The sequence below is a fragment of the Actinocatenispora comari genome, assembly GCF_017312725.1.
GTDB classification, from domain to species: Bacteria; Actinomycetota; Actinomycetes; order Mycobacteriales; family Micromonosporaceae; genus Actinocatenispora; species Actinocatenispora comari.
This window is the reverse complement of the sequence record NZ_BOPO01000020.1, coordinates 1-25,517: the sequence shown is the minus strand read 5'-3', so window position 1 is coordinate 25,517 and position 25,517 is coordinate 1. Positions and strand designations below refer to the sequence as shown.

Annotated in this window: 28 protein-coding genes; 13 read left to right on the top strand and 15 right to left on the bottom strand. The window is 72.4% G+C overall.

All coding sequences use genetic code 11. From position 1 onward, the window contains the following. Nucleotides 1–18 precede the first annotated feature (18 nt). Nucleotides 19–462 carry a winged helix-turn-helix transcriptional regulator gene (locus tag NUM_RS07300; RefSeq protein WP_207123905.1) on the bottom strand — a complete coding sequence of 148 codons (444 nt, stop codon included), beginning with the start codon at nt 460–462 and terminating at the stop codon, nt 19–21. 81 nt (nt 463–543) lie between these two features. Here NUM_RS07300 and NUM_RS07295 point away from each other — a divergent pair, with 81 nt between their 5' ends. Then, nucleotides 544–1,527 carry a zinc-dependent alcohol dehydrogenase family protein gene (locus tag NUM_RS07295; RefSeq protein WP_207123903.1) on the top strand — a complete coding sequence of 328 codons (984 nt, stop codon included), beginning with the start codon at nt 544–546 and terminating at the stop codon, nt 1,525–1,527. 84 nt (nt 1,528–1,611) lie between these two features. On the opposite strand, the gene NUM_RS07290 is transcribed toward NUM_RS07295, so the two are convergent. Together NUM_RS07290 and NUM_RS07285 are read right to left on the bottom strand one after the other, a co-directional pair. After that, complete coding sequence (locus NUM_RS07290; protein ID WP_207123901.1) at nt 1,612–2,247, bottom strand: NADPH-dependent F420 reductase; 636 nt, start codon at nt 2,245–2,247, stop codon at nt 1,612–1,614. A 33-nt stretch (nt 2,248–2,280) separates the two neighbouring features. Beyond that, nucleotides 2,281–3,015 (bottom strand): SDR family NAD(P)-dependent oxidoreductase, encoded by a 735-nt coding sequence (locus NUM_RS07285; RefSeq protein ID WP_207123900.1) that lies wholly within the window; start codon nt 3,013–3,015, stop codon nt 2,281–2,283. 143 nt (nt 3,016–3,158) lie between these two features. Between NUM_RS07285 and NUM_RS07280 the strand changes: the two genes are divergently transcribed. After that, nucleotides 3,159–3,770 (top strand): TetR/AcrR family transcriptional regulator, encoded by a 612-nt coding sequence (locus NUM_RS07280; protein WP_207123898.1) that lies wholly within the window; start codon nt 3,159–3,161, stop codon nt 3,768–3,770. A 37-nt stretch (nt 3,771–3,807) separates the two neighbouring features. On the opposite strand, the gene NUM_RS07275 is transcribed toward NUM_RS07280, so the two are convergent. After that, nucleotides 3,808–4,719 carry a LysR family transcriptional regulator gene (locus NUM_RS07275; protein WP_207123896.1) on the bottom strand — a complete coding sequence of 304 codons (912 nt, stop codon included), beginning with the start codon at nt 4,717–4,719 and terminating at the stop codon, nt 3,808–3,810. A 179-nt stretch (nt 4,720–4,898) separates the two neighbouring features. On the opposite strand from NUM_RS07275, the gene NUM_RS07270 reads away from it, so the two are divergent. The 7 genes from NUM_RS07270 (at nt 4,899) to NUM_RS07240 (ending at nt 12,983) form a co-directional block, all read left to right on the top strand. Next, complete coding sequence (locus NUM_RS07270) at nt 4,899–5,531, top strand: NADPH-dependent F420 reductase (protein WP_207123895.1); 633 nt, start codon at nt 4,899–4,901, stop codon at nt 5,529–5,531. Nucleotides 5,532–5,617: 86 nt separating this feature from the next. Then, nucleotides 5,618–6,553 carry an SDR family oxidoreductase gene (locus NUM_RS07265; RefSeq protein WP_207123893.1) on the top strand — a complete coding sequence of 312 codons (936 nt, stop codon included), beginning with the start codon at nt 5,618–5,620 and terminating at the stop codon, nt 6,551–6,553. A gap of 62 nt (nt 6,554–6,615) precedes the next feature. After that, nucleotides 6,616–7,275 carry an NADPH-dependent F420 reductase gene (locus NUM_RS07260; protein ID WP_308440553.1) on the top strand — a complete coding sequence of 220 codons (660 nt, stop codon included), beginning with the start codon at nt 6,616–6,618 and terminating at the stop codon, nt 7,273–7,275. A gap of 76 nt (nt 7,276–7,351) precedes the next feature. Continuing rightward, nucleotides 7,352–8,098 carry a DUF998 domain-containing protein gene (locus NUM_RS07255; RefSeq protein WP_225918388.1) on the top strand — a complete coding sequence of 249 codons (747 nt, stop codon included), beginning with the start codon at nt 7,352–7,354 and terminating at the stop codon, nt 8,096–8,098. 224 nt (nt 8,099–8,322) lie between these two features. Beyond that, complete coding sequence (locus NUM_RS07250; RefSeq protein ID WP_207123890.1) at nt 8,323–9,123, top strand: alpha/beta fold hydrolase; 801 nt, start codon at nt 8,323–8,325, stop codon at nt 9,121–9,123. 63 nt (nt 9,124–9,186) lie between these two features. Continuing rightward, complete coding sequence (locus tag NUM_RS07245) at nt 9,187–12,669, top strand: serine protease (RefSeq protein ID WP_207123887.1); 3,483 nt, start codon at nt 9,187–9,189, stop codon at nt 12,667–12,669. Beyond that, nucleotides 12,669–12,983 carry a CU044_2847 family protein gene (locus NUM_RS07240; protein WP_207123885.1) on the top strand — a complete coding sequence of 105 codons (315 nt, stop codon included), beginning with the start codon at nt 12,669–12,671 and terminating at the stop codon, nt 12,981–12,983. The genes NUM_RS07245 and NUM_RS07240 overlap by 1 nt, the downstream gene beginning before the upstream one ends. 18 nt (nt 12,984–13,001) lie before the next feature. On the opposite strand, the gene NUM_RS07235 is transcribed toward NUM_RS07240, so the two are convergent. From NUM_RS07235 to NUM_RS07225, 3 genes are all read right to left on the bottom strand, one after another. After that, nucleotides 13,002–13,586 (bottom strand): dihydrofolate reductase family protein, encoded by a 585-nt coding sequence (locus NUM_RS07235; protein ID WP_207123883.1) that lies wholly within the window; start codon nt 13,584–13,586, stop codon nt 13,002–13,004. A 77-nt stretch (nt 13,587–13,663) separates the two neighbouring features. Then, the gene (locus NUM_RS07230) at nt 13,664–14,188 is read right to left on the bottom strand and encodes a hypothetical protein (protein WP_207123881.1); all 525 of its coding nucleotides are present in this window, start codon (nt 14,186–14,188) and stop codon (nt 13,664–13,666) included. Next, a complete protein-coding gene (locus NUM_RS07225; protein ID WP_207123879.1) occupies nt 14,185–14,667 on the bottom strand; it encodes a hypothetical protein in 483 nt (160 codons plus the stop codon). Before NUM_RS07225 ends, NUM_RS07230 begins: the two co-directional genes overlap by 4 nt. A 158-nt stretch (nt 14,668–14,825) precedes the next feature. Between NUM_RS07225 and NUM_RS07220 the strand changes: the two genes are divergently transcribed. Continuing rightward, on the top strand, nt 14,826–15,737 hold the full coding sequence (locus tag NUM_RS07220) for a GNAT family N-acetyltransferase (protein WP_207123877.1): 912 nt from the start codon (nt 14,826–14,828) through the stop codon (nt 15,735–15,737). Between the two features lie 65 nt (nt 15,738–15,802). On the opposite strand, the gene NUM_RS07215 is transcribed toward NUM_RS07220, so the two are convergent. From NUM_RS07215 to NUM_RS07205, 3 genes are all read right to left on the bottom strand, one after another. After that, nucleotides 15,803–16,381, bottom strand: coding sequence for a TIGR03086 family metal-binding protein (locus NUM_RS07215; protein ID WP_207123875.1), 579 nt, complete (start codon nt 16,379–16,381; stop codon nt 15,803–15,805). 130 nt (nt 16,382–16,511) lie between these two features. Then, nucleotides 16,512–17,564: an aldo/keto reductase gene (locus NUM_RS07210; protein WP_207123986.1), complete on the bottom strand. Its 1,053-nt coding sequence runs from the start codon at nt 17,562–17,564 to the stop codon at nt 16,512–16,514. Between the two features lie 36 nt (nt 17,565–17,600). Next, nucleotides 17,601–18,260: a GntR family transcriptional regulator gene (locus tag NUM_RS07205; protein WP_207123874.1), complete on the bottom strand. Its 660-nt coding sequence runs from the start codon at nt 18,258–18,260 to the stop codon at nt 17,601–17,603. Nucleotides 18,261–18,464: 204 nt separating this feature from the next. Between NUM_RS07205 and NUM_RS07200 the strand changes: the two genes are divergently transcribed. Beyond that, nucleotides 18,465–19,094, top strand: coding sequence for a hypothetical protein (locus tag NUM_RS07200; RefSeq protein WP_225918387.1), 630 nt, complete (start codon nt 18,465–18,467; stop codon nt 19,092–19,094). Nucleotides 19,095–19,170: 76 nt separating this feature from the next. Here the strand turns inward: NUM_RS07200 and NUM_RS07195 are convergent, their stop codons facing one another. Both NUM_RS07195 and NUM_RS07190 read right to left on the bottom strand, forming a co-directional pair. After that, complete coding sequence (locus tag NUM_RS07195) at nt 19,171–19,860, bottom strand: hypothetical protein (RefSeq protein WP_207123872.1); 690 nt, start codon at nt 19,858–19,860, stop codon at nt 19,171–19,173. Nucleotides 19,861–19,918: 58 nt separating this feature from the next. Beyond that, nucleotides 19,919–20,395 carry a VOC family protein gene (locus NUM_RS07190; RefSeq protein WP_207123870.1) on the bottom strand — a complete coding sequence of 159 codons (477 nt, stop codon included), beginning with the start codon at nt 20,393–20,395 and terminating at the stop codon, nt 19,919–19,921. A 71-nt stretch (nt 20,396–20,466) separates the two neighbouring features. Between NUM_RS07190 and NUM_RS07185 the strand changes: the two genes are divergently transcribed. Continuing rightward, nucleotides 20,467–21,210 carry a TetR/AcrR family transcriptional regulator gene (locus NUM_RS07185; protein ID WP_207123868.1) on the top strand — a complete coding sequence of 248 codons (744 nt, stop codon included), beginning with the start codon at nt 20,467–20,469 and terminating at the stop codon, nt 21,208–21,210. 104 nt (nt 21,211–21,314) lie between these two features. Here the strand turns inward: NUM_RS07185 and NUM_RS07180 are convergent, their stop codons facing one another. Next, on the bottom strand, nt 21,315–22,238 hold the full coding sequence (locus NUM_RS07180) for a helix-turn-helix transcriptional regulator (protein ID WP_207123866.1): 924 nt from the start codon (nt 22,236–22,238) through the stop codon (nt 21,315–21,317). A 144-nt stretch (nt 22,239–22,382) separates the two neighbouring features. On the opposite strand from NUM_RS07180, the gene NUM_RS07175 reads away from it, so the two are divergent. Beyond that, complete coding sequence (locus NUM_RS07175; RefSeq protein WP_207123864.1) at nt 22,383–23,288, top strand: phytanoyl-CoA dioxygenase family protein; 906 nt, start codon at nt 22,383–22,385, stop codon at nt 23,286–23,288. A 181-nt stretch (nt 23,289–23,469) separates the two neighbouring features. Here the strand turns inward: NUM_RS07175 and NUM_RS07170 are convergent, their stop codons facing one another. Further along, nucleotides 23,470–24,270 carry an ATP-binding cassette domain-containing protein gene (locus NUM_RS07170; protein WP_207123862.1) on the bottom strand — a complete coding sequence of 267 codons (801 nt, stop codon included), beginning with the start codon at nt 24,268–24,270 and terminating at the stop codon, nt 23,470–23,472. Then, nucleotides 24,267–25,304: an ABC transporter permease gene (locus NUM_RS07165; protein ID WP_207123859.1), complete on the bottom strand. Its 1,038-nt coding sequence runs from the start codon at nt 25,302–25,304 to the stop codon at nt 24,267–24,269. Before NUM_RS07165 ends, NUM_RS07170 begins: the two co-directional genes overlap by 4 nt. Nucleotides 25,305–25,517 lie beyond the last annotated feature (213 nt).

Here is a 25,517-nt window from a genome sequence, read left to right as displayed (position 1 = left end):
CGCGGTGCCGCAGCGAGGTCAGGTGCTGGATCGAGCACTGCCGTGTCGAGTCGGTTCGCCAGCACCGTCGGCGACCTCTGGCACGTCGCGCGGTGGCCCGCCAGCGGAGCCGGCTTCGGCCGCCTCCTGGAAATCGGCGACCGCCGCGCCGTGGTCCCTGGCCCAGCTCGTCAGGACCTCGATGGGCTCGATCAGGGTCTGACCGAGGTCGGTGAGGCGGTACTCGACCTGCCGCGCCGTTTCGGCGTCGCGCTCGATCAGCCCGTACTGCTGGAGGCGGCGCAGCGTCTGGGTCAGGACCTTGCGGGAGATGCCGCCGATCGCCTCGATCAGTTCGCCGTGCCGGCGCGGGCGCTGGCTGAGCCCGAAGAGCACCAGCGCGGACCACTTGTCGGCGAGGATCTCGGTCGACAGACGAGTGGGGCAGTCGGCGAGGAAGGCCGGCCCTGCCGTGTTCTGCATGAGATCCAAGGTACCTGCAGGTAACGCACGTCGACCTAGCGTGGTGAGGCGAGAACGAAACCGCCACACGAAGGAGCCACCATGCCACGAGTCGTCGTCTTCGACGAGTTCGGCGGGCCGGAGGTGTTGCGCATCGTCGACGACCCCGTGCCCGAGCCCGGGACCGGCGAGGTAAGGGTGCGCGTCGAGGCGTTCGCCGTCAATCCGATCGATGCGATGATGCGCTCCGGCGCCTCGCCGGCGCCCGTCCCGCTGCCGCATGCCCGCCTCGGGATCGAGGCCACCGGCGTCATCGACACCATCGGCGCCCAGGTCACCGGGCTGCGGCCAGGGGACCCGGTGGTGGTCACGGCCATCCCGGACTCGGTCGTCCGGGGCGGTTACGCCGAACAGCTCACGATCCCGGCAAGCACGGTCATCCGCCGGCCGGCCGGACTCGACGTCCCGCAGGCGGCGTCGTTCTGGGTCGCGTACTTCACCGCCTACCACACGCTCGTCGAGACGGCGAGAATGCGCCCCGCCGATCGGGTTCTCGTCTCCGGCGCCTCGGGTGGCGTGGGGCGGGCGGCGATGCAGATCGCGCACCAGGTCGGCGCGGTGCCCATCGCCGTGACCCGCGCGAGCGCGAGGTCCGCGGAGCTGCTCGCCGCGGGGGCCACCGAGGTGATCGGCACCGATCGCGAGAAGGTCGCCGACGCCGTACACCGCCTGACCGGAGGAGCCGGCGTGGACATCGTCCTGGATCTCGTCCGCGGGCCGGGCCAGCCGGACCTGCTGTCGGCGACCCGCCCCGGCGGGACGCTGGTCGCGGCCGGGTTCCTCGATCCGCGACCCACCCCCGACCCTGGCGACACACCGGTCACCGTCGTCGACTACCGGGCCTTCGACCATCTCGGCGACCCCGCGGTGGTCCGGCGTGCGGCGGCGTTCCTGGACGCCGGGGTGCGCCTGGGTGCGCTACGGCCCGCCATCGACCGGATGTTCGCGCTCGACGACATCGTCGCGGCGCATCGCCGCTTCGACCAGGGGCTGCACGCCGGCAAGAAGATCGTCGTCACGGTGTAGCGCCACCGAGGAGCCCGTCCCGCCGGCGGCGAACCGCGGCTGACGAGCCGCCCCCGGTGGCACGGTCGAGCCGCTTGCCTCCGGTCAGGTGGTCGCCGAGGCCGGAAGCTCGGTGACGCCCAGGGAGAAGTCCAGGTTCCCCACCCCGTGGTTGGCGAGGCCGACCGTGACCACGCCCGCTCCTTCCAGCCAGTGCGCCATCGTCAGGCCGCCGGCGTCCAGCGGGCGCAGCCCGAGGCTCTCGACGAACACCGCCACGTCCTTCTTGGCCTGCGCATCGTCACCGGCGAGGAAGATGTCGGGCCGGCCCTTCTCGAGGACCTGGCGAAAGACGGTGTTGAACGCCTTCACCAGCTTGGCGCTCTTCGGGGCCACCGTGGCGGCTTGCTGCGCGATCGAGGTCTCCTCGCGGTGGACCAGCCCGTCGAACGTGGCGTTGAAGGGGTTGCTGATGTCGATGACGACCTTGCCCGCGAGAGCCTCCCCGTAGTGGGCGACGACCGGCACGACCCCGTCGTACAGCAGGGCCAGGATGACGATGTCCCCGGCCGGGGCGGCGCCCCACTCTCCCGTCGTGGTACCGCCGCCGAGAGTCTGGGCCAGGTCGGCGGCCCTGGCCCGATCGCGGCCCATGATCTCGACGGCGTTGCCGCCGGCCACCGCCCGCACGCCGATGGTGCGGGCCATGTTCCCGGTGCCGATGATGCTGATGGTGCTCATGAGATCTCCTGCCCTCGAGGTGGTTGTTCGGGATCAGACGGCGACGACGCCGCCGTCGGCGACCAGTTCCACACCGTTGACGTAGCTGGAGTCGTCGGAGGCGAGGAAGAGCGCGACGGTGGCGATCTCGTCCGGGCTGCCCATCTGGCCGCGGGGGATCAGGGACTCGAACTGGCGCTTGGTGGCCTCGTCGAAGAGCTCTTCCTGCTTGGCGGTGGCGACCTGGCCCGGGGTCAGGACGTTGACGCGGATGCGGCGGTCCTTGAGCTCGTTGAGCCAGACGCGGGCCCAGGCCTGCTGGACGGCCTTGCTGCCGGCGTAGACGCTCCAGCCGGGGTAGCCGCTGAGAGAGGCGTTGGAGCCGGTCATGAAGATCGAGCCGCCGTCGTTGAACAGCGGCAGAGCCTTCTGGACGGTGAACAGCGTGCCTCGGGCGTTGAGCCCGAACCAGGTGTCGAACTGGGCCTCGGTGATCTCGCCGAGCGGGGCTGGTTCGCCGCCGCCGGCGCTGGCCCACAGCACGTCGATGCTGCCCTTCTCCCGCCTGACCGTCTCGTACAGGCGGTCCAGGTCGGCCAGGTCGGCGGCGTCGCCCTGGACTCCGGTGACGTTGCGGCCGATCTCCTTCACGGCCGCATCCAGGGCCTCCTGGCGGCGGCCGGTGAGGAACACGTACGCGCCTTCGTCGACGAACAGCTTCGCGCCGGCCAGGGCCAGACCGGTGGTGCCGCCGGTGATGACCGCAACCTTGCCGTCGAGCTTTCCCATCAGTCGCTCCCTCGAGTCGGTGCCTCCGTGCGCACCTGGGTGTCGATGTTATGTACACCGATCTGTGTGCCTACCGTACGGGGCGATCGGCCCGGCCGCAACTATGTACACCGACCGGTTTCCCATTGCGGTAGGCTGAGCGCATGGCGGAGTTGGAGAAGGGCCCCACGGGCCGTCGTCGCGGGCGGGGCGCCCGCGAGCGCATCCTCGGCGCGTCGCAGCAGCTGTTTCGCGAGCAGGGCATCAACCGCACCGGCATGGACCAGCTCTGCGCCGCCGCCCAGGTGTCCAAGCGCACGGCCTACCAGCACTTCACCGGCAAGGACGAGCTCGTCGCCGAGTACCTGCGCCGGTTCGACCCGTCGGTGCTGTCCGACGTGTTCGACCGCACCGACCTCACACCGCGGGAACGGCTCCTCGCCGCCTTCGACGTGCCGCCCAACGCTCCGCTGTGCCCGTTCATCGCCGCCGCCGTCGAGCTACACGACCCCGAGCACCCCGGGTCCCGGTACGCACGCGAGTACAAGATGGCCGTCGCCGCGCGGCTCGCCGACACCGCCCGCGAAGCCGGCGCCACCGACCCCGAGCAGCTCGGCGAGCAGCTCGCGCTGCTGATCGACGGCGCCGCAGCCCGTACCCGGGTCCTCGACGCCGACGCCTTCCCCACGGCAGCCGCCATCGCCGCGGTCCTCATCGACAACGCCATCCCCGCCGCGGTCGGCGACGACCACCCACGGGAGGCAGTGTCCAGCTGACTCGCCGCGCGATGGCACGCTGCAGAGCAGGAGCGGGCTACTCAGGCGTAGCGGCGGCCTCGCCGCCGAGCTGCCACATCTCGTAGTTCCCGCACTCCGACGTGATCCCGGCCGCCGACCGGGCCGCAGCGACGAAGTCACGCACCACCGGCGAGGCCTGCGATGCCGTCACCGCGAGGCACACCTGGTCGGGTGCCAGTTCCGGAACGGGCACGTAGACGACGTCGGGATGCGAGTAGAACACCGACGCCGAGCGAGCCAGGAAGGAGATGCCCCGCCCGGCCGCGACATGCTCGAGCGTCTCGTCCACCCCGCGCACCGGGTACCCGGCGTTGCGGAACGGCAGCTTGGTGGGCTGCGCGCCCTGGTCTCCGTGCCAGATCAGCGATTCGCCGGCCAGGTCGGCCTCGGTGATCTCGTCCTTGCCGGCGAACCGGTGCCCAGCGGGCAGCACCGCCATCCGCGGCTCGGCGTACAGCGGGATGATGCGCAGGCCGGCCTCGTCGATGGGCAGCCGCACGTAGCCGATGTCGATGCGGCCGTCGAGCAGCATCGCCGCCTGGTCGTCGCCTTCGATCCGCCGCACGTCCACGAGCACGTCCGGGTGCTGCTTCTCGAAGGCACGGGTCGCCGGAATGACCGGAATACCGGCCCGGAAACCGACCATCAGCCGTCGCGTGCCGGTCGCGGCCGCGGAAACCCGCCGGCGGACCGCGTGGGTGGACGCGAGCAACGGACCGGCGTCGGCCAGCAGTTGCCTTCCCGCAGCTGTCAGCTCGACCCCGTGGCGGTCCCTGCTGAACAGCGAGACCCCGAGATCGTGCTCGAGCGCGCGGATCTGTCGACTCAGCACCGGTTGGGCGATGTGCAGCTCTTCGGCGGCGCGGCCGAAGTGCAGCCGGTCGGCCACGGTCACGAAGTAGCGCAGCTTGCGCAGATCCAGATCCACGGAACCCCTAAATCCGGTGATGTCCCCAGGGTATCACCACCGCTTCAACAGGTCTTGGACGCTGTTCGGATTCGATGGCAGCATCGAAAACGGACACCCAAGGCGTCGACGTGAATGCGACACGAGAATTCGACGCCGAATTGACTGCAGGGCCAAAGCCCGGAAAGCAAGGAACGCCCATGACCGCCATCAGCATCATCGGACTGGGAAACATGGCTCGCGCCTTGGCCGGCCGGGCACTCGCCGGCGGCCATGCCGTCGAGATCATCGGCCGCGACCAGGTCAAGGCCAAGGAGTTGGCCGCCGCGCTCGGCGGCGCCTCGGTCGGCACTCCCGGGGCCGTCCCGACCGGGGACATCGTCATTCTCGCGATGCCGTACGCCGGAGCGGCGGCGGTGGTGTGGGAGTACGGGGACGCGCTGAGCGGCAAGATCATCGTCGACATCACCAACCCCGTAACCCCCGATCTGCAGGGCTTCGTGGTGCCCGACAACAGTTCCGGCGCTCAGGAACTCGCCAAGGCGGCTCCCGGCGACGCACCCGTCGTCAAGGCGTTCAACACCGTGTTCTCCCACATCCTGACGGCCGGCCCGGCCGAGGACCGCCCGCTCGACATCTTCATCGCCGGCGACGACGAGCAGGCGAAAGCACGCCTGTCCTCGTTCGTCGAAAGCCTGGGGCTACGCCCCTGGGACATCGGAGAGCTGTTCATGGCGCGGGCACTGGAAAACGTCGGTCTGCTGGAGTTGGGGCTGATGACTCACTCCGTCAAGCACACCAATTTTTCTCTCGGCATCACCGTTCTCGGCTGAGCTCGTCTCCGCCACTTTTTCTCGCGCCGGACGCCATTCTCCGGCGCGAGAAAACCCCCTGCACCTACCCTCACAAGGACAGTCAGATGCGCGTATTCGTCGCTGGGGGGACCGGCCATTCCGGTTCGTACATCATCCCCGAGCTCATCGCCGCCGGGCACGAGGTCACCGGTCTGGCCCGGTCGGACGGGTCCGCGGCGGCCCTGTCCGCCCTCGGCGCGAAGGTGCACCGCGGCGACCTTCAGGATCTCGACGGGCTCAAGCAGGCAGCCGCGGACTCCGACGGCGTCGTCCACGTCGGCCACCGGCAGGACCTGCTGCCCTCCGGCGGGATGGACGCCGTGGCCGCCGCGGAGCTCCCCATCATGCACGCATACGGTGCGGCGCTCGCGGGCACCGGAAAGCCGCTGGTCGTGGCGGGAAGCATCGGCTCGCCCGGGAACCTGGGGCGGCCGGTCACCGAGGACGACCCGGCCCTGCCCGCCGGCGAGGAGCACCGGGGCACCCTGCGGGCCCGCAACGTCGTGGAGAGCGCCGTCGTCGACCTCGCCGAGCAGGGGGTGCGGTCCTCGGTCGTACGGCTCGCCAACATCGCGCACGGCACGAGCGATCGCGCCGGCTTCCTGCCCATGCTGATCGCGCTCGCGAAGGACAAGGGGTTCGTCGGCTATCCCGGCGACGGCGCGAATCTGTGGAACGCCGTGCACGTCCACGATGCCGCCATCCTGTTCCGGATGGCCCTGGAGAAGGGGGCGGCCGGCAGGTACTGGCACGCGGTCGAGGACGGGGGCATCAGGTTCCGCGACATCGCCGAGGCCATCGCGAGCCGCCTGGGCCTGCCCGCCGTGAGCGTCCCCAACGATGAGCTGATGACGCCCGGGTACTTCGGGTTCCTCACGAACATCGTGACGCAGAGCTACCCTGCGTCCAACCTCCTCACCCGCCGGATCCTCGGCTGGGAACCCGCCCAGCCCGGCCTGCTCGCCAATCTGGACAACGGAAACTACTTCCCCGCCGGCTGACTCCGGGAGCGCGACAACCGACAGGTTCGGTTGTTTCGAAGGGCGTGAAGACCGTGGCGACGGTGGGATTCATCGGAAGCGGAAACATCGGCAGGACCCTTGCCCGCCTCGCGGTCGGGGCCGGGCACCGGATGGTGCTCAGCAACTCGCGTGGCCCGGAGACACTCGCGGACACGGTCGAGGAGCTGGGGCCGCGGGCGTCCGCGGCGACGAGCGAGGAGGCCGCGGCGGCCGGTGACCTCGTCGTGGTCGCGGTACCGCTCAGCGCCCTTCCCCGCCTGCCCGCCGTGCCGCTGGCCGGAAAGACCGTCATCGACACCTGCAACTACGGCCCCGAGCGTGACGGGCACATCCCCGAACTCGACGACAACTCCCGCACGTCGAGCGAGCTGCTCTCGCGGTACGTCCCGGACGCCCTGATCGTCAAGGCGTTCAACAACATCTTCTTCCGGCACCTGCTGGCACTTCCCCGCCCGGCCGGGGCCGCCGACCGCTCGTTTCTGCCGATCGCCGGTGACTCCGCGCCGGCGAAGGCGGCGGTGACCGCATTCATCGACTCCATCGGGTACGGCGTGGTGGACGCGGGATCGCTGGCCGACAGCTGGCCGCAGGAGACGGGCACGCCCGTGTGGGGAACGCCGTACGGGCCGTACTCGAACGAGAACGGCCAGCCGGCCGGCGAGGACGCCATCCGTGCGGCGCTGGCCACCGCCACCCGGTAACCGAAGAGTCAACGACATCTCCCGAAGCCCCGCCACATCCGGCGCGGCGCCACAGGCAGGACGGAAGGACGAGACCATGGCCACTGGACAATCCGACGTGCTCAGCCCGGTGCACGGCCCGCCCGAGCGATGGGCCAGCATCCGGCGCTGGGCGCAGGTGGGCCTCACGGCCCAGGTGATCTTCGTGGCCAGCTGGCTCGTCGCCGCTTCGTGGCAGGGCCCGCGCTACCGAGTCCTGGCACATTCGATCAGCGAAATGTACGCGGTCACCGCGCCGCACCCGCTGTTCCTGCTGATCGTGATCACGCTCTGCGGGGCCGCGACCATCGTGTTCACGCTCCGCTCCGTCTGGCCCGCGCTGCGCTCGGGGGGCTGGGCCGCGACGGTGGGCTCGATCCTGCTCACCCTGTCCGTCGCCGGCCTCGGCGACCTGCTGACCCCCTTCGAACGAGTGGCCTGCCGGATGGCCGACCCGGGGTGCACCACCACCCGGATGATCTCGAACTCCGGCGGAACGCTGGACAACACCATGACCTCGATCGGGCTGCTGGTGCTCGTGCTCGCCGGCTTCTTCCTCGCCCACGCCATGCGGCGCGTTCCCGGCTGGCAGTCCTGGGCGTGGCCGGCCCGCGGGACGGGGATCCTGTTCCTCGCGCTCGGTGCCGCCGACGTCCTGGCCCCCAGCCTGAGCGGCCTGTTCGAGCGGCTGCTCGCGGCCGCCGCCGCAGCCGGCATCGCGGCCCTCGCCGTCGGCATCCTGCGGCGATCGCGCCACGCAGGCGGCCCGGGCGCCGGCCACCAGGTGAAGACCGCCGATCTCTAGCGCAGCGCTTCGTCGGGATCCTCATCTCCCAGATCTTCCGGTGAAGTGGCGTCCGGATCGCGCGTGCCGCCGCGAACCGGAACGGTCTGCCCAGCGTCGCTTACACCGGCCACGCCGGTGACCACTCGGGAGTTTGCACGATCGAGTTGCTCGATCGTGCTGCACGATCGAGCAAACTGCTGTTACGGTCTTCCTCGACAGCACGTCGGAGCCAAGGAGCGACCATGACCGAGACCATCCGTACCGACAGCGCGACCCGCGCCGAACTCGTCATCGACGGGCGCCGGCTGTCCTACCTCGACTTCGGCGGTACCGGCCGGCCGCTGGTGGCGCTGCACGGACACCTGTCCGAGGCGTCGACGTTCGCGGCACTGGCCGAGGCGCTGCGCCCGCAGTGGCGGGTGATCGCGCCCGACCAGCGCGGCCAGGGCGAGTCCGACCGCGCGGCCGACTACTCGCGCGAGGGCTACCTCGGTGACCTGCAGGCACTGCTGGACCACCTGGCGCTGGACCGGGTGGTACTGCTCGGCCACTCGCTCGGCGCGATCAACGCCTACCAGTTCGCCGCCCGCCATCCGGGGCGGGTCGATGCGCTGGTCGACGCCGAAGGGCCGGCGGCGCTGGGCCTCGACGGCCCGAACCCGTTGAGTTTCCTGCTGAACCTGCCGTACCGGGCAGCGAGCCGCGAGGCGCTGGTCGCGGGCCTGGGGCCGGCGGCGCCGTACTTCGCCGACCGGCTTCGGCGGGACGCCGACGGCAGCTGGCGACTGCCGTTCCACCCGCAGGACATGTACGACTCCGAGGAGCAGGTGCACGGTGACCACTGGGACGACTGGACCGCCACCAGCTGCCCGGCCCTGCTCGTACACGGCACCGAGGGGGTCGTTCCGGCCGAGCAGGTGCGCGCGATGGTCGAGCGCCGCGCCGACACCCGCGCGGTCGAGGTGGAAGCCGACCACTTGGTGTACACCAACGCGCCGGAGGCGTTCGCCGCGGCGGTGCGCGACTTCCTCGCCACCGTCTAGCGGGTGCCCACCCCGCACCGTACGGTCTCGCCTCGGGTGGGGGCGGGTTCGTAGGCTGCGGGAATGGCGGTGCGGTTCGGGGTGGCGCTGGAGATGGGGCGCCGGTCGACGGTGCAGGTGTGGTCCGGCGGGGCGCACCTGGGCAGCGGCTTCTTCGCCGCCGACGGTGTGGTGCTCACCTGCGCGCACGTGGTGTGGCAGCAGCCGGACCGGGTGCTGCTGCGCTGGGAGGGGCACGAGCTGCCCGGTGAGGTCGTGGTTCGAGCGCCGGGCGAGTTCGGCGCCGGCTCGTTCTACGGCTTCCCGGATCTCGCGGTGATCCGGGTCGGCGTCGCGATCGACCATCCGGTGCCGTGGCTGGCCGAGCCGGGCGCGAAGGTGCCGCGGCGGCTGGTCGCGTACGGGTTCACCGCGGCGACACCGGATCCCGGCATCGGTGTGGAGGGCGTCGAGCTGTGGGTCGGCGGGCGCAGCGGCGCGCGGTACCTCAACGTCACCAACGCCGAGATCCACCGCGGCATGAGCGGCGGTCCGGTGCTCGACCCGGCGACCGGCCAGGTGTACGGGGTGGTCAAGGGGTCACGTGACTACGCGACGCCGCGTGGCGGCTGGCTGATCCGCACCGCGGCGGTGCAGGACCTGTTCGACGAGCATCCGGAGCTGTTTCGGACCACGGCGCCGACGGTGTCGCTGCTGCGGCCGGATCCGGGCACCCCGCTGTACCAGCTGCTCGCCGCGCAGCACCGGGTCGTCGACCGGCTGCCGTACGGGTTGGACGACCGGCCGCCGCCGCTGTCGTCGGTGTACGTGCGGCAGCACACCCGCCGTACCGACGAGGACGCCGAGCCGGCCGCGGTCCCCGATGTGTTGCGCCGCAACCGCAACGTGCTGGTACTGGGTGGGCCGGGCAGCGGCAAGTCGACGCTGGTGCAGCACCTGGCGGTGGACACCGCGGCGTGGTGGCTCGCCGCGGATCCCGACACCGACCGGGCGGCGGCGCCGAAGGCCGGGCCCGTCGTGGCGGTCCGGTTGTCCGCGGCCGGACTGGTCCGGACCCGGGCGCCGTTCCCGGTGGCGGTGTCGCAGGCGGTGACCGCCGAGCTGGGCATGCACCTGGACAGCGCGATCGAGCCCGCCCTGTTCGAGGCGCCACCGGCACCGGGCGCGAGCTGGCTGTACCTGATCGACGGGGTCGACGAGGTGCTCGCCGCGGCGGAGCGCTCCCGGCTGCTCGCGGTGCTGCACGACCGGCTGGCGGAGTTCGGCACCGACGCACGGTTCCTGATCACCAGCCGGGTGTTGCCGGACGGCGAGCTGGACGCGCTCGCCGACGGGGTGGCCACCGGCGCCGCGGACCGGTACGGCGAATACGTGCTCGACCCGTTCGACCGGCCCGGGCTGGCCGCCTTCGCCCGGCACTGGTTCGCCTGGCGCACCCCGGATCGCGCCGAGGCGCTCAGCGCCGGGTTTCTCGCCGAGGTGCGCCGGGCCCGGCTGTTCTCGCTGGTGCAGGTGCCGCTGCTGGCGACGATCGCGGCCATCGTGTACGAGCGGGACCCGGACGCGTCGCTGCCGGCCGACCGCACCAGCCTGTACCGGGAGACGGTGCAGGCGCTGCTGTACACCCGACGGGTGCGGCTGAGCACCCGCGACGAGCTGCGCCGCACGCTCGGGCCGTTCGGCCCGGCGGCGGAGTCGTTCGCCGACTGGCTGTTCGACCATACCGAGGCCTGCCTGGAACAGCTGGCGCACCGGTGGCTCGAACGGGCCGAGGCGCCCACGATCGAGCAGGCGCAGGCGTGGGTGCACGAGGCGACCGAGGTGCCGGCCGGGGTGCCCCTGGCCTCGCTGCTGCGCGAACTGCTGCTGGGCAGCGGGCTGCTGGTCGCGCAGCGCAACGGGCTGGCGTTCAGCCACCAGAGCTTCGCGGAGTACCTCGCCGCCGGACATGCCGCCCGGCACTTCGACCCTACGGCGTGGCTGGCCGACATCGACGCGCTGGGTCCGAGCAGCCGGGACCTGTTCGGGCTGGCCCGGTGGATCCAGCTGGGCAACGACCCGGTACCGCTGCTGCGCCGCCTGCTGCTGGGCCGCCGGTTCGGGCTGGGGGGCCGCTCCGGCGGCGAGCCGTGGGCGCGGCGCATCACGCTGGACGCGGTCGAGCTGGTCAGCGGCGGCGGCACGGTCGGCGCCTGGGCCGCGGTCGGCAACTTCTGCGCGGTACTGCGCGACGGCATCGCGCTGCCCGACGCCGATCGGCGCGAGCTGCTGGAGCTGGTACGCCCGAACCTGCGGCGGATCCGCCGGCTCGACGACGAGGTGTCGCTGGCCCGGCTGCGCGACGTGCTGCGGGTCCTGCTGGTACGCGGGGGCGGCGGCTGGTGCCTGGAGGCGGTGATGCACGACCCGCGGACCGCCCTGGTCACCCGCATCGAGGCCGCCCGCACGCTGGTGGAGCAGCGGGACAGCGAGCCGGCCCGGCGGCTGCTGCGCGAGCTTGCGTACCGGCCGCGGGCCACCGAGGGCCGGCTGTGGGCGATGCGGACACTCGCCGCAGTCGGCACCGACCGGGACCGGCGGTACGCGGCGTTCCGGCTCGGTCAGGTCGTGTCGACCGGCGACAACGGCGCCACGTGGATGCGCGCCGCGCGGCTGCTGGCCGAGCTGCTGCCACCCGATCTCGGCGGCCCGGACGGCGCGAGTACCGGTACCGCGGAGGCCGGGATGCTCGACGCCGCGGTGCTGGCCCGCATCGTCGAGCCCGGCCGCCCGCTGGTCGAGCGGGTCGAGGCGCTGGACCTGTTCGAGGCGCTGGTACAGGCACCTGGCGACGAACCGGATCCCGCCCCGGTCACCGCCCCGCTCCGGTACTCCCAGCCCGACCGCACCGCGCCGCGGCTGGTGGCGCTGCGGGCGGCCGCCGCGATCGCCCAGGTGCACCACCGTGCGCCGGACAGCACGCGGCGCGCCACGCGCACGCTGGCCGGCGACGGCACGTACACGGTGCTGGAACGGTTCGGCGCGGCGCGGGTGCTGGCCGGCGTCGGTCTCGACGAGCTGGCGGCCGAGCTGCTGCTGCGGCTGGCACACGATCCGCGGCTGCCCGGGGTGCAGCGCGCCGAGGCGCTGTGGCACCTGGGCCGGTTCGCGCCGGGTGCGGCACGCGACCGGCTGGTCGGCTGGATCACCGCCCCCGCAGCCGATCCCGGGCTGCGCGCGGACGCGCTGGCGACGCTGGCGTCGCTGGACGGCGCCGCCGCCCGCGACGCGGCAGCGGTGCTGGCCGGCGACGCTAGGCTGGCGTGGAGCTTTCGCGCCGCCGCGGCTCAGCTGCTCGCCGATCCCGCGGTGCCGCGCCCGCGCGCGGCGCGGGCGCTGCGCGCCCTGGACGACCGGCTCGGCACGAGCCGCGGGGCCGACCGGATCGGCGCGCGACGCAAGGACGAAGAGTTCGGCGCGCGGCGCGCGGCCGGCAGCATCGGCACGCGGCTCGGGGACGGCAGGGCCGGGAGCCGGCACGGGCACCACGACGAAGGGAACAGTTGATGCAGTCACGGATCGAGCAGGTCGAGGTGGGGCCGGGCGAGACCATCGAGGCCGAGATCCGGGTGGCCGACGCCGGCGGCGACGCGACCGCGTTCAACCGGCTCGACCTCGCCGACGCCACCGAGTCGATCCACCGCATCGGCAGCTGGGTCTACCGCACCGTGCACGACGGGCTGCCCCGCCGGCCGCAGAAGGTGGGCGTCGAGTTCGGCCTCAAGTTCGCCATCAAGTCCGGCAAGCTGACCAGCGTGCTGGCCGAGGCCAGCGGCGAGGCGAGCCTGGTGGTCCGGCTGGAGTGGGAACACGACGGCTGAGCGACCACGTCGGCCGGCTCAGGGCGCCGCCCGGTGCAGCGTCGGCCGGTAGACCAGTTCCTGGATGTTGCCGTCCAGGGTGTGCGACTCGAGCAGTTCGAGGTCGAAGTCGGCGGCACCGGCGAAGATCGGCTCGGTCCCGGTCTGCCCGGTGATCACCGGAAACACGGTCACCTGGACGCGGTCGACCAGGCCGGCGGCCATCAGCGCACGGTTCATCGACAGGCTGCCGTGCGAACGCAGCGGCACCGGCGACTCCTGCTTGAGCCGGCCGACGACCTCGACGGCGTCACCGGACACCACCGTCGCGTCCGGCCAGTCGAGCGGCTCGGTCAACGTCGTCGAGACGATCGTCGCGGGCATGTGACGCATCCGGGTCACCCACTCGTCGTGCACGGCCTCCTCGGTACCGCCGGACAGCAGGCTCGCGAACGCGCGATAGGTGTTGGCGCCGAAGACCATGCGCTGCGGCCGGTCGTACAGCCCGAGGCGGTGCTCGAGCAGTTCGGGGCCCTGCTTGCCCCAGTACCCGCCCCAGTCGCCGGTGGCGGTGCCGAAGCCGTCCAGGCTGCTGAACACGTCGATGGTGTAGGTCGCGGTCATGATGAGCTCCCTGAAGTCGGATTACGTCCATGCAGACTGGACAACGCCGGGAAACTCATCGCCGTTGCTGCCGAGGGTCAGTCCGGCCAGAGCCAGTCGGTGACGTGCGCGAGGCCCGGCTGGCACACCAGGCCGGTCGGCGTCGCCGCGCAGGACGCGGCGTTCCACGCCAATACCAGGGTCACGATCACCAGCAGCCAGCCGAGCACCCGGCCGCGCCACATCGCCAGCTCCAGCCGCGCCGGCAGCCGCCGTACGCCGTGCTCGGCCCAGGCGCCCGCCGCGAGCACGGCCTGCCCGTACCGGTGGACCAGCGTCGGCGCTCTCCCGGTGGCGCGCCGCGACAGGCTCGCCAGGAGGAAGTCGGGCACCAGCAGCAGCCCCTGCAGCACGATGATCAGCACGTGTGCGAGCACGACCAGCGCCGGGCCGGCCACCTTCACCACGCCCAGAAGCACCGCACCGAGCAGCCGGGCCAGGACGAACCCGGCGGCCGCCAGCAGCGCCCACCACACCAGCTCGCGCACCCAGAGAGGCGTGTCCCAGCCACCGAGCAGGTGCCCGGGTACGCCGACGGCCCAGGACACGAACTCCCGCGTCACCGCTCGACCTCGACGCCCGCCTCGGTCCCCGCGTCGGGAGCGTGGCCGGCGGGGACGGGGCCGGTCTCGATGTCGGTGAGCAGGATTCCGTCGCCGGCGTCCCAGGTTGCCCGGCGCTGCGCCGGCGGGCGCTCGGCGAGGCTGGTCAGGTGCTTGCGGCAGTCGCGCCAGCCGTCGACGGAGCGGGCGGCGACCACGGCGACCGGATCGTGCACGCGGGCGACGCCGGTGACCCGGATCCGCTCGCCGTCGGCGCGGGTCGCGGTGACCTGCAGGCGCTGCCGGGTCAGGTCCACCCCGTACACCCGGCGCGGGTGCCGCCACCACAGCTCGCCGGCGGTGTAGCCGCCGACCGGCGCGCTGAGCTGGCCGGCGGCCGACTCGTACACCAGGGCAAGCCCGGGCCGGGTCTGCTGCCGGTGCCACGGCGGGAACCGGTGCACCTCCTCGACGAAGAGCAGCGGCCCGGGTGTGTCCACGAGCAAATAGTGACAGCCGCCCGAAACGACCCGCAACCACCCGAGCGATGCGGCCGAGCACGCCGGTACCAGCCCGATCACCGGACATCGCGAGGTACGGCCGGGGCCAACCCGAGAAATGACGTTGCCTTTCCGGCGCGCTGCGGCAGGCTGACGCCATGGCCACCACCATCCGGACGGCGCGCACCGACGCCGACTACGAGTCCTGGCGCGCGGTGCGGATCGCGGTCATGCCCTACGAGCGCTGCCCGACCGTCGCCGAGATCCGGGACAACGGGCGCCCCGGCCGGCTGATCGTGCTGGCCGAGATCGACGGCGCCGTGGTCGGCAGCGGAGTGGCGGAACCCTCGGGCGACGGTCAGCGGGCGTCGCTGACGGCGATGGTCCATCCCGACTTCCGCCGCCGCGGGGTGGGCACCCACCTGGTACGGGTGATCGCCGCCCATGCGGTTGCCCAGGGCTTCGACACGGCGGGCGCCTTCGTCGACGACGAGGGTTCCCGGTTGTTCGCCGAACGGTTCGGCTTCGTGGAGCGCAACCGGGAGGTCGAGCAGGTTCGGCGGATCGGTGCCGAACCGTGGCCGAAGGCGCCGACCGGGTACGAGATCGTGTCGGTCGCCGAGCGCCCGGAGCTGTGGCCCGCGGCGTACCACCAGGTCGCGCTGCCGACCCTGCCGGACATGGACCATCCGACCCCGTTGCAGGTTTCGCTGGCCGAGTGGGAGAAGGACTGGATCAACGACCCGGCCGCGATGTTCGTGGCCGTCGCCGGGGACGAGGTGATCGGGGTCGCCGGCCTGAAGCTCGACTCCGATCGCCCGGAGCGGGCGGAGGTCGGCTACACCGCCGTACGCCGGGAGTGGCGCGGCAGGTCGGTCGCCGCGACCCTGAAGCGCACCAGCATGGCGTGGGCCGCCGAGCACGGCATCACCGAGATCTACACCTGGACCCAGCGCGGCAACGAGGCGATGCGCCGGCTCAACGAGCACCTCGGCTTCTCGTACGGCATCGTCAGCGTCACGATGCGGGCGCCGCTGCCGCTGACCGGGTTGCCCTCCGCGGCCCGGTGAGCGACGGCAGGGCGCGACGTACCGGCGACGCCGGCCCGCCGGACCGGTCAGCGGCGGCCGGACCGTCACCTACGAGCGACGTGTCCGGGTGCGGCGTAGTGCGGGTCGCGGCCGGTGATGGCGACGATCCGGTCGATCAGCGGCGCGTCGTCGGCGACCGACTGCCGCGGCCCCCACAGGGTCGGCACCGGCGCGGCTGGCACGAACACCTCGACGTGCGCCAGGCAGGCGTGCAGCGTCGCATCGGGCAGCTGCCAGGGCAGGCCGGCGGCGCGGGCGATGTCCCAGCCGTGTACGACCAGCTCGGTCAGCGCGATCCTGCCCCAGGTCTCGTTGGGCAGCTCGGTACCCACGTCGGTACTGCCCTGCCAGGCGCCGGGCTCGTCCCACGCCGCGCCGAGCTCCCGTGCATGCGCGGCGACCCGCTGCCGCCAGCCGTCGTCGAACCGGGTCGGTGACGCCGGGTCGGCGGGGTCGACCTGCTTGCGGGCGAGCCGCGCGAACCCCTGCGACACCTCGTCGACATGCCCGATCACCGCGCCGAGGTCGTACTCGGTGCAGGGTGTCGGGCCGTCGAGCTGGTCGTCGCGCACCGCGCCGACCAGCAGCGCCAGCTGCTCCCCCGCCGGTTTGAGATCGATCATGGCACCCTCCGTTCGAACCCTTCACCGTCTCCGACGATCCCGGCGGGCCAAACTGATCGGTGCCGGCGCGAGTCGGTTCAGGCCGGGGTGCGGTCCGACCCCGGAGTGTCGGCCGCACCCGGAGCCTCGGTCAGCGATCGGCCGCGGCGCGGTCGGTGGTGGGGCGGCGGCGCAGGGTGGTGTCGGTCAGCGCCGGTGGGTTCCAGCTGGCTTCCATCAGGTCGGTGCCCGGCGGGACGAGCTCGTCGATGCGGTCCAGTGTGGCGTCGTCGAGTTGCAGCTCGGTACCGGCGAGCAGGTCGTCGAGTTGGCTCGGGGTCCGGGGCCCGAGGATCACCGAGGTGACCGCCGGGTGCACGATCGGGAACGCGATCGCCAGTTGCGGCAGCGTGCAGCCCAGCTCGTCGGCGAGCGTGACCAGTTCCTCGACCACCTCGTACTTGCGCTGGTTGGCGGGCAGGCTCGGGTCGAACCGGGACGGGTTGTGCACGGCGCGACCGGTGGTCAGGTCGACCGGGGCGTCCTTGCGGATGCGTCCGGTCAGGAACCCCCAGCCCAGCGGGCTCCAGGTCAGCACGCCCATCCCGTACCGCTGACACAGCGGCAGGATGGACCGCTCGATGCCGCGGGCGAGGATCGAGTACGGCGGCTGCTCGGTGCGGAAGCGCAGCAGGCCGCGCACGGTCGCGGTGGCGTGCGCCTCGACGAGGTGGTCGGCGGGAAACGTCGAGCAGCCGAAGGCGCGGATCTTGCCCTGGTGGACCAGGTCGGTCAGCGCCGACAGGGTCTCCTCGATGTCGGTGGTCGGGTCGGGCCGGTGCACCTGGTAGAGGTCGATCCAGTCGGTGCCGAGCCGGCGCAGGCTGTCCTCGACGGCGCGCACGATCCAGCGGCGCGAGTTGCCGCTGCGGTTGGGGCCGTCGCCCATCGCGAAGTGCACCTTGGTGGCGAGTACGACGTCGTCGCGGCGGCCCTGGAGCGCCTCGCCGACGATGCGCTCGGAGCCGCCGTCCTCGCCGTAGGCGTCGGCGGTGTCGATGAAGTTGATGCCCGCGTCCAGCGCGGTGTGGATCATGCGGGTGCATTCGTCGAGGTCGGTGTTGCCTTCGGAGCCGAACATCATCGCACCGAGGCAGTACGCGCTGACCTCGATGCCGGTGCCGCCCAGCGGCCGGTAACGCATCGTCATGCCCCGAGACGCTAGATGCTAGACCGAACTCTAGGTCAACTCTCGCCGGTCGGTCGTCTGGTGCGCGGCGGTACGGCTGGTGCGCAGGTGCCGGCGGGCGAGCTCCGCGGCGGCCGACCCGTCGCCGGCGGCGATCGCCTGGTAGATCGCCTCGTGCTCGTCGTAGACCTCGGCGAACTCGTCGTGCTGGCCGAGCAGCCAGCGCATCCGGCCGGACAGCGTCACCGCGACCTCGTCGAGCAGGGTGTTGCCGCTGGCGGCGGTGATCGCCTCGTGGAAGTCGGCGGCGGCGCGGCGGGCGGCGGTACCGTCGCCGCGGCGGGCGGCGTCGCCCTCGGCGTCGAGTGCGGCGCGCATCCGGCGCAGCGCGTCGGGCTCGTGGCGTTCGGCGGCGCGGCGGATCGCCAGCGGCTCCAGCGCGGTACGCACCTCGATCAGCTCGTCGATGTCGCGCTCGGTGAAGACCCGGACGGTCATCCAGCTGTTGCGGCGCGGCACCGCGAGGCCCTCGCCGACCAGGCTGCGCAGCGCCTCGCGCACCGGTACCCGGCTGACGCCGAGCTCGGCGGACAGTTCGCGTTCGACCAGTCGGGAGCCGGGCTCGCGCACGCCGTCGATGATCTGCTCGCGCAGCACCCGGGCGACCCGTACCGACTCCGGCTCGTCGCCGTCCCGCGCCTGCGCCCCCACGCCCGCCAGTCTAGGGGCTCAGTTCGCGGGCGGATCTTGGTCTTCGGGCGAGGGTCGACTCGACCGGCGCATCGTGCCACGGCGGGCCGGGGGGCGAATCCCCCGGCGGAGGTAGCCGGGTACCACGTCGACGCGATGCGGCGCGCACGTCGAGGTTCCGACACTGGAGCCGTCAGCCGCGCCGAGCGAAGAGACGGGGATGCCATGGCCGGACCGGGATTACTGGAAAGACTGCACGGACCGACCGCGGCGGGAGTGCCGCGCTGGGCGGTGGTGACGGCGTACCTGACGAGCCTGACCGTGCTGCCGTCCTCGGTCTGGCGCATCGTCGGTTTCGCGTTCGGGGCACCGGTGGTCGAGCGCGTGTCCGGGCACCGCCCCGGGGAGGGGCCGTCGCTGATCCCGGACAGCTGGATGGGCGTGTACGTCGTTGGCCTGAGCATCGTCAGCGAGGCGCTGGCGTTCCTGGCATTGGGGTTGGTGTGCCGTTGGGGTGAGGTGTTCCCGCGGTGGCTTCCGCGGCTCGGCGGGCGAACGGTGCCCGTGCGCGCCGCGGTGATCCCGGCAGCCGTGGGGTCGACGTTGCTGATGATCTTTCCGTACGCACTGTTCATGCACTACGTGCTGGACAGCACGGTCACCGGTGTGCGGCACGGCGGTGGGCTGGTCATGCACGGCTGGCAGTCGGTGGCATTCGCCGCCGCGTACCTTCCGCTGGCTGCCTGGGGGCCGCTGCTCGCCGTGTTGACCGTGCACTATCACCGCCGCCGGACCCGGCGGGCGGTGTCCGGTGCCGGGCTCCGGCCGGCCGAGGCAGTCGCGGCAAAGCGATGACCACGGACTCGGACCGTACCGGCGGGGTTCGTGCGAGTCGTGGCGAGACTGTCGACCCGGGCCCTACGTCAGGACCTCACGTCGTGGGCCGATCGGGGTGTTCGGGCCGGTCCGATTCCTCCGGCCGGTCCTGTTGCCGAGAGACGTCGGCGCCCGGCGCGGCCGGATCCGGGTTCTGCGGCGCGATCGCGGGATCCGGGTACGTCGGGTTGGCGTCGGCTGCCGGCGGGGTGGGCGTGGGCGCCAGCGGGGCGTCTTCGGCCACCGGCGGGGTGGGGCCGGGTGCCGGCGGGGTGTCGTCGGCTGTCGGCGTGGTCGGTCGGGGCGCCGGTGGGGTGGGGCCGGGCCAGGTGGGGGCGAACGGCGCGTTCGGCGAAGGGTTCTGCGCCGGTACGGGTTCGCCGAAGTGCGCGCGGGTTTCCGGGCGGGGCAACAGCACCAGCGCGAGGATGCCGAAGGCGCCGCCGGCCACACAGCACAGCGTGCCGGGCACCAGCGACGCGATCGCACCCGCGTAGGCGAGGTTCCGGTTGCCGCCGAGCAGCAGCTGCACCCCGCCGAACACGGCCACGCCGCCGGCCAGGATGCCGACCACCGGTACCAGCAGGGAGAGCACGCGCAGCTCGTGATAGCCGAGGCTGTCCCGGATCGCGGCGATGGCGGCGATCGCGGCGACCACCGTCTCGATACCGCTGCCCACGATCAGGCCGACGCCGGCCACCGTGATCTGGTTGGGCCGCGGTGGCCGAGCCAAGGATTCGGACATGCCGGGATGCTACCGGTCGAACCTTGGGATCGGTCCCACGGCGAGTCGTGCGGTCGGTTCACGACCCGTCGCTGGCGGCCGGGGTGTCGAACCAGCTGGCCCGGGCGGCTTCCAGGCTGTCGGCCGGTTGGTCGCCGGCCACGGGCTCGGACAGCTCCCACTGGTAGCCGTGGGGGTCGAGGCATTCGAAGACCCGGTGGCCCCACGGCTCGTCACGCGGCGCGGACGTGATCGTGCAGCCGGCGCGGCGGCAGTAGTCGTAGCTGGCCGCGAGGTCGTCGACGACCAGACCGATCGCGACGCCGAGCCCGCGCGGACCGGCCTGGATCCGGCGTTCCCGGTCGGTGTCGGGGAACGGCATGCCGACCAGCGCGTCGACGATCAGCTGCACCTCGCCGCGCTGCAGGATCGTCATCACCGACCGCCCGTCGGGGCCCGGGATGCTGCCGAACTCGTCGAAGCCCAGGCCCTGGTAGAAGCCCGCGGCAGCCACCACGTCAGCCACTCGCAGCCCCACCCGGAACGATGCCACCATCAGCGTCCTCCATTCGCGTATGCCGTACGCAATCTATTCGAGTACAGTACACGCGAATGAGGAGGTCGTCGATGGCCGCATCCGCCGAGCCCGGTGACCCGGTGCGCACGCTCGAGTTGCTGTGGGACGCGCGGCCGCACTCCGGCCTCGGCCGTCGGCCGGAGCTGACCCTCGATCAGGTCGTGGCGGCCGCCATCGAGATCGCCGACGCGGACGGGCTGGACAACCTGTCGATGCGCCGCGTCGCCGAGCGCCTCGGCGCCGGAACGATGTCGCTGTACCGGCACGTGCCCGGCAAGTCCGAGCTGTTCGACCTGATGGTCGACCGGGTCAGCGCCGAGGTGAGCTACCGGTACGAGGGCGGCTGGCGGGACCAGCTGGAGCAGGTCGCCCGCGCCAACCGGGCGATGTTCGAACGGCATCCGTGGCTGCTGACGCTGTTTCCGCGCCGCCCACCGCAGGGCCCGGGCGTGATCGGCAAGTACGACGCCGAGTTGCGCGCCGTCGAGGGCATCGGCCTCACCGACGTCGAGATGGACTCGGTGCTGACCCTGTTGCTGGAGTACGTGCGTGGCGCCACCGCGAACCTGATCGAGTGGCGGCGGCTCGGCGCCACGCAGAGCGACGAGCAGTGGTGGGCCACACTCGCGCCGCACCTCGACCGGTTGCTCGACCGGGACCGCTACCGGCTGGCGGTCCGCGTCGGAACCGCGGCGACGACCGCGTACCGCGGGGTGCGCGACACCGAACACGCCTTCGAGTTCGGGCTGCACCGGGTCCTCGACGGCATCGAAGGCCTCGTCGCCGGCAGATAGTCGACGGCCGGCACGAGCCATGCCGTGAACCCCCGCGAACGGCTCAGCGTCCCGGTCGCAGCGCCCGACCCGGCGACGATCGCGCGTGAACCCGCGCGAACGGCTCAGCGTCGGTGCGGCGGCTGCCGCCCATCCGGTACGGCCGGGCCGTCGGTGCGGCCGGAGACGACGGTGGCGCGGTGCGGCAGCGACGGCAGCGCGGAGCGGAACTGGCTGGGTGTGCTGCCAGTCAGCTGCCGGAACCGGCGGGAGAAGTGGAACTCGTCGTTGAAGCCGAGTGCGGCGGCGATCTGCCGGCCGGTCAGCTCGCCCTCGGCGAGCAGTTCGCAGGCCCGGTCGATGGAGCGCTGGGTGCGGTAGCGGGCCGGTGCGACGCCGGCGAGGCGCCGGAACCGCTTGCGGAACCCGTCGTACGACATGGACAGCCGGGCGGCGATCGCCTCCAGCGGCTGCTCGCGACGGATGTCCGCGTCCAGCAGCGCGCTGGCCCGAGACAGCCACCAGTGGTCGGCCTGGGCGTCCTCGGGCGGCGCGGTGGGCTCGGCGTCGGCCAGCACCGTCAGCAGCGCGCAGACGGTGGACAGGGCGGCGCCGGTGCCGGTGCGCTGCAGTTCGACGAACACCCGCTCGAACGCGGCCGCCCAGCGGTCGACGGGTGCCAGGCGCCGCGCGGGTCGGGCCGGGTCGAGCAGGCCGGTGGAGCGCCACAGGTCGAACACGGGGCCGTCGAACAGCAGGTACAGCTCGCTCCAGGTCTGGCCGGGCTGCGGGCCGTAGGTGTGGCCGAGGCCGGGGAACAGCAGCAACAGGTCGCCGGGCGCGAGCGCGGTGCGGGTGCCGTTGGCGTCGGCGTAGCGGCCCGAGCCGGCGAGCAGGTAGACCGCGGCGTAGCTGTCCAGAACGCGCAAGGGCGAGGCGGGCAGGCCGTGGCTGGCGCGCAGTCGGCCGGCGGCACGCACGGCGCCGACCGGCGTCGTGGCCGTTGCCCGGACGACGAGCTGGGATGGCAGCGGCGATCGCTCGGCCATGTACCCAGCATCGCCGGCCCGGCCAGAATCGACAAGGCGGCGGGTCAGTTCGTGCAACACGGCCGGAGCGGCCCGACCTACGGTGAAGGCCAGAGCGAGCAGAGCCCGTGCAAGCAGAGCCAGGCCCGAGTCAGGAGGTACGAGATGTCCACGATGGCCGACGGCCGGATCAGCGCCCAGGGGGTCGACCTCGGCGACGGGGTGGGGGCGCTGCGCCGTTCCGACGACGTGGTGGGCGACGCGGCGGAGTTGCGGCGCCGGCTGGCGGCCGACGGGTACCTGTTCCTGCCCGGGTACCTGGCGCGCGACGAGGTGCTGGCGGCCCGGCACGATCTGCTGGCGGCGCTCGCGCGGCAGGGGCGGTGCGAGCCCGGCAGCGGGGCCGACGATGCGATCGCCGCGCCGGGTTTCGACGGTTTCGTACCCGACGTCGCGGCGCACAGCGCGCCGCTGCTGGACCTGCTCTACACCGGCCGGATGATCGAGCTGTACGAGGCGGTCTTCGGCGAGGCGGTGCGGCACTTCGACTACACCTGGCTGCGTGCGGTGCCACCGCGCTCCGGCACCCCGCCGCACATGGACAGCGTGTTCATGAACCGCGGCACGCTCGACCTGCTCACCGCGTGGACCCCGCTGGGCGACATCGACCGCACGCTCGGCGGGTTGGCGATCCTGGAACGGTCGCACACCCACGACGACCTGCGCGCCGGGTACGGCAGCCGGGACGTCGACGAGTTCTGCAGCAACGGCGCCAGCGCCGAGCACGACGCCAGCCACGAGGGCCTGCTGTGGAACGGCGCGCTGACCGACGATCCGGGTCAGCTGCGGGAGCGACTGGGCGGCCGCTGGCTCACCGCCGACTTCCGGGCCGGCGACCTGCTCACCTTCACCCTCTTCACTGTCCACTGTGGACTGGACAACAACACCGACCGGCTCCGGCTCTCCTGCGACTCCCGATACCAGCGGGCCAGCCAGCCGGCGGATCCGCGCTGGATCGGCGCCCACCCCACCGCGCACGGCGCGCGCAGCAAGCGCGGGGTCATCTGCTGATCCGGCCGCACGCCAGCCCGGGGCTGGCCGACGACCGCCGCACGCTCGGCCGGGTCGCGAGGAGATCGAGCTGCCCGGGCGCCACCTTCGGTGCGGCGCCGGGCGCACAACCCGGACACGTACCGGCACGCGCCGGTGGGACACGCACGCCGGCGCGCGCCGGTGGACGACGCGCGGTCGGTCAGGCGTTGGCGCCGACGATGAGCGAGACGACGTCCTGGGCGGTGAGGTCGGCGCGATCGAACACGCCGACCATCTGGCCGTGGCGCAGCACGCAGAGCCGGTCGCACAGCTTGAGCAGCTGCTCGACGCTGTGGCTGACGATCAGGATGCCGACCTGGTGCGAACGCAGCCGCAGCACCAGGTCCTCGACGTGGCCGGACTCCTTGACGCCCAGCGCCGCGGTGGGCTCGTCGAGCAGCAGCAGCTTGCTGCCGCCCAGCAGCGCGCGGGCGATCGCGATGGACTGGCGCTGCCCGCCGGACATGGAGCGCACGTCGGCGCCGGAGGCCTGTACCTGGATGCCGAACCGCTCGAACAGCTCGACCGCCTCGCGGCGCATCCGCTTGTTGTTGTTGATGCGCAGCGGACCGACGCCCCAGCCGATCTCCCGGTTGAGGAAGATGTTGGCGGTGGCGTCCAGGTCGTCGGCCAGGGCGAGTTCCTGGTAGACGGTGTCGATGCCCAGCGCCCGCGCCTGCCGGGGGTTGCGCAGCCGCACCCGTTCGCCGTTCCACAGCAGGCTGCCCTCGTCGGGTTCCTGCACGCCGGACACGATGCGTACCAGGGTGGACTTGCCGGCGCCGTTGTTGCCGACCAGGCCCATCACCTGCCCCGGGTAGAGGGTCAGGGACGCGCCGGACAGCGCGGTGACGCCGGCGAAGTGCTTGGCGATGTCCCGCAGCTCCAGCAGCGGCACCCCGTCGCCGCCACCACCGCCGGTGCGCTCGCCCGGCGGTACCTGCACGGAGGCGTCGGTCATGGCTTCCTCCTCGCCGATCCGAGCCGGGACAGGATCCTGGACTGCTGCAGCCCCACCGCGACGACCAGCAACACGCCGACGGCGACCTGGGAGTAGAACGGTTGGATCTGCATCAGGATCAGCCCGTTGTCCAGCACGCCGAGGATGATCACGCCGAGCAGCGCGCCGGGCACCGCGCCGCGGCCGCCGGTGAGTGCGGCGCCGCCCAGCAGCGCGGCGGTGATCGCGATCAACCCCTGGTCGGCGCCGGCGGTGTTGGCCTGCGCGAGCGAGTCGCGCGCGACGGTCATGATGCCGCCGATCGCCGCCGCGAGCCCGGAGAACAGGTAGATGCCCATCCGGTACGAGGCGAGGTTGATGCCGGTGTTGCGGGCCGCGTCGGCGTTGCTGCCCATCGCGTACACGTGCCGCCCGGCGACGGTGTAGCGCAGCACCAGGTGCGTCAGCAGCGCGAACACCAGCAACATCAGCAACGGGTACGGGATGCCGAACAGCTCGTCGATGGCGATGATGTCGAACAGTCGGCTCTTGGCCGGTACGTCCAGGCCGTGCGAGAGCACCAGGGACAGGCCGGCGAAGGCGCTGAAGCTGGCCAGGGTGGTGATGATCGGGTTGATCCGCAGGAACACCACGACCGCGCCGTTGAGCGCGCCGGCGAGCAGCCCGACCGCGATGGCCAGCAGGATCGCAGTGGTGGTGCCGGCGCCGTGCTTGAGCAGCAGCGCCACCGTGACGCCGGTGAGGCTTGCGGTACTGCCGATCGAGATGTCCAGGCCGCCGGCGACGATGACCACCATCTCGGCGACCGCGAGGATGCCGAGGATCGAGATCGCGACGCCGATGTCGAACAGGTTGCCGATCAGGAAGATCCGATCGGTCTGGGTTCTGATGACGATCAGCAGCAGCGCCAGACCGGCCAGCAGGCCGAGGTTCTGCTTGCCGACCAGTTGGGCACCGCGGGACACGGTGCGGGCCGTGATGCCGGCGAACCGGGTCCCGCGGCCGCGAGACGGCGCCCGAAGCGTCGTGGGCACGGTCAGCCTCCTAGGGTGGGACTGGTGGATCTTGTCGAGATGGGCCCTAGGGTCTGTTTCGGAGCCCCCGGCCGAGCGAGGCGAGTCCCGTTTGTCTGCTCGCAAGGCGGAGGGCAGTTCGTGTGCCGGGCTTGCACTCGGGCTGGCCGACAACGCGGCGAGCAGCGGGGGTCGCGAGGCCGGCCCGCAGCCAACGGGCCGGTGGCCCTCGCG